This window comes from Caballeronia sp. ATUFL_F2_KS9A (assembly GCF_023630765.1).
In the GTDB taxonomy this organism is placed as follows: Bacteria; Pseudomonadota; Gammaproteobacteria; order Burkholderiales; family Burkholderiaceae; genus Caballeronia; species Caballeronia zhejiangensis.
Genome location: NZ_JALQEK010000062.1, coordinates 1 through 566, shown reverse-complemented (window position 1 = coordinate 566; position 566 = coordinate 1). Strand labels below are relative to the sequence as shown.

General features: G+C 64.5%; 1 pseudogene. It reads right to left on the bottom strand.

Going from position 1 to position 566, the window contains the following annotated elements:
• Positions 1-155: 155 nt before the first annotated feature.
• A pseudogene (locus NCS67_RS31785) lies at positions 156-566 on the bottom strand (hypothetical protein); the annotation flags it as partial.

Here is a 566-nt window from a genome sequence, read left to right as displayed (position 1 = left end):
TTCGGCGTCGGGTTGGCGGGCGTGATTTCGTAAGTAATGACGCGCCGCTCTTCGGCATTCTGTTTGATAGCCGGCGCGATCTGTCGCGACGCGGGCTTGCTCGGTGTTGCGGGTGTAGACATTTCTTGTTGGTTCTTATGCGTGAATAGTGCGAGTTACTTCGACGTCAGGGACTTGGCGAGCGTCGGCGTGGATTGCTGTCCCATGCCCGTCAGTGGCGTCCCGGCCGCGCGTTGCGTGACCTGGCCGAGTGGCTGACCCATCGAGCCAATGGCGGCTTGCGTAACGGTTTGCGCTGCCGTGTGGAGCGCTGCGCCCGCACCGCCCGTAAGTGCAGCAACCGATGCCGCCGATCCCGCGAGCGCGGGCAGGGATGCCGATGCAGCGTTCTGCACAGCAGCCATGGCGGGACCGGTCAGGCTCGGCAACGCCACGTCCGCACCTTCTGTTGGCGTCTGGGCGACGCCTGCGGGGTGCGTCCATCTGCGCTTGTCGTCCTTGATCGAATATCCATCCTCGAAATACTCGATACGCCCGCCGCCGCGCGGCACGTTCGCGAGCATCCC